The organism is Brevundimonas sp. GN22 (genome assembly GCF_054824005.1).
On record NZ_JSYD01000132.1, the window covers coordinates 1 to 1682 of the forward strand.

Annotated in this window: 3 protein-coding genes; 2 read left to right on the forward strand and 1 reads right to left on the reverse strand. The window is 60.7% G+C overall.

The window, feature by feature from the left end; genetic code table 11:
- Both OB03_RS14135 and OB03_RS14140 read left to right on the forward strand, forming a co-directional pair.
- Positions 1–254 (forward strand): CoA transferase (locus tag OB03_RS14135; RefSeq protein ID WP_461344585.1); only part of this gene is annotated, 254 nt, incomplete at its 5' end.
- Entirely contained in the window at positions 251–826 is a 576-nt protein-coding gene (locus OB03_RS14140) for an STM3941 family protein (RefSeq protein ID WP_461344586.1), read from the forward strand. The genes OB03_RS14135 and OB03_RS14140, both read left to right, overlap by 4 nt.
- Positions 827–860: 34 nt before the next feature.
- Here the strand turns inward: OB03_RS14140 and OB03_RS14145 are convergent, their stop codons facing one another.
- Positions 861–1565, reverse strand: coding sequence for a hypothetical protein (locus OB03_RS14145; RefSeq protein ID WP_461344587.1), 705 nt, complete (start codon positions 1563–1565; stop codon positions 861–863).
- Between the last annotated feature and the right edge of the window lie 117 nt (positions 1566–1682).

Sequence of the window (1682 nt, forward strand, 5' to 3'; positions counted from 1 at the left end):
CCATGGCGGATCTGATGAAGCGGCTGGAGGACCACGGCGTCCCCTGTGGCCCGATCAACCGCATAGATCAGGTGTTCGAGGAACCGCAGGCCCTGCATCGCGGCTTGATGGTTGAACAGTCGCGCGGCGACCTTTCGGACCCCGTCAAAACCGTGGCCTCGCCGATCCGGATGTCGAAAACGCCCGTCCGATACGACCGTCCGCCACCCGCGCTGGGGGCCGACAACGACGACGTGCTGTCGCGATTGAAATGATGACGGAAGCCCGGCCGATGGAGGCCTTTGTTGCGAGAACACAACCGCTCAGGATCATCGCCGGCATCATCATCGCCCTGGTGTTCGCAGGCATCGGCCTATGGATGACCGGCATATTCGACAAGCCGGTTTCACTGCCACCTGTCATTGATATGGTGTTTCACCCCACTCCCCACAGACCATCCCGATTTCCCGACTGGCTGATCAAATCCACGGGCTGGATATCGCTGGTTCTCTCTGGCGGGATCGCTCTGGTCGGAGCCACACGGATCACCAATCCGACCGAGCATCTGCGGATCGACCGCATGGGCATTTTAGTGCCGTCCTTTACCGAACGTCCGATTCCGTGGGACCAGATCGAACACATCGGCACTTGGTCCCATCACGGTCAGAAATCACTGGTGATCAAGCTGCGCGATCCGTCGCGCTATCCCCGCGCTCCGTGGAAACGGATGCTGGACAGCCTAAACAGTGAGCTTTCCGGTGGCGAAATCGGCCTGTCCATGTTGGGTACCGATCGTACACTCGGACAGGCGTTGGATGCGATCGAGACTTTCCGCCCCAATAGCTGAGCCCCACCGGCTGGAGAGGCGCTGATCGGTGGTCTTAAGAATACACCCCGCCCAAAAGTCCGATTGCGCCCACCAACAGCCCGCCGATTTGAGCGGCGATACCAAGAACGATCATCAAGACGATGGCCTTGCCGATCCCGCCCGCGTTGGATTGATACCAACGTCCGCGCCCCATGCGTAGAAAGGCCACCATGCCCAGCAGGGTGATCGCAAGCCCCATCCAGACCTGCAGCGTCCCGTTTCCATAGGACCACCACGCCAGCGGCAACATCGGTACGGTCCAGGCATTCAGCCACGCGAAGCTGGCTCGGAAACCGCGCCGCCAGCCCAGATCAGCCTTGTCCCACCACCGCAGCAGAGGCGTGACAGCCACCGAATAAAAGATAGACAGAACCGGCACCATGACCAAGGTCATCCAACCCTCGGCGTCGGCCACGAAACCGTCCCTGGACTTGCCGGTACGTTCCAGCAGCTTGCCCATGACGTCGTCCGGAATACCGTCCAGCATGAAACCCGCGCCGCCCCGCAGGAACAGCAGCAGCATCAGTATCGCGTTCAGCGCCAGATAAAGCCGCAAGGGGCGGGCATAGCGCCCTCCCCCCTCGGCTCCCTGCTCCATCCATGCGGCCAGAACCTGCGATGGTTTCACCAACAGGTCCCTAGCCGTGACCACCTCTTGCCGACCAAAGCCCAGAATGTCTTCGGCCAGATCCTCACCGGGCTTTTTGGTGTCGGTCATGGGCTTCCCTCAACGCAATGGCATGGCTAGAGCACGCCGTAGACTTAACGACAGATACTGATGCGGCCGCAGGCGATCACTCGCCTAGCGGGTCCTTTTTCTTCTTCGCGTTAACGG

Bases quoted from the DNA above. Each gene is read 5' to 3' on its own strand.
- OB03_RS14140 (WP_461344586.1), top strand. From the start codon at position 251: ATGATGACGGAAGCCCGGCCGATGGAGGCCTTTGTTGCGAGAACACAA.
- OB03_RS14145 (WP_461344587.1), bottom strand. From the start codon at position 1,565: ATGACCGACACCAAAAAGCCCGGTGAGGATCTGGCCGAAGACATTCTG.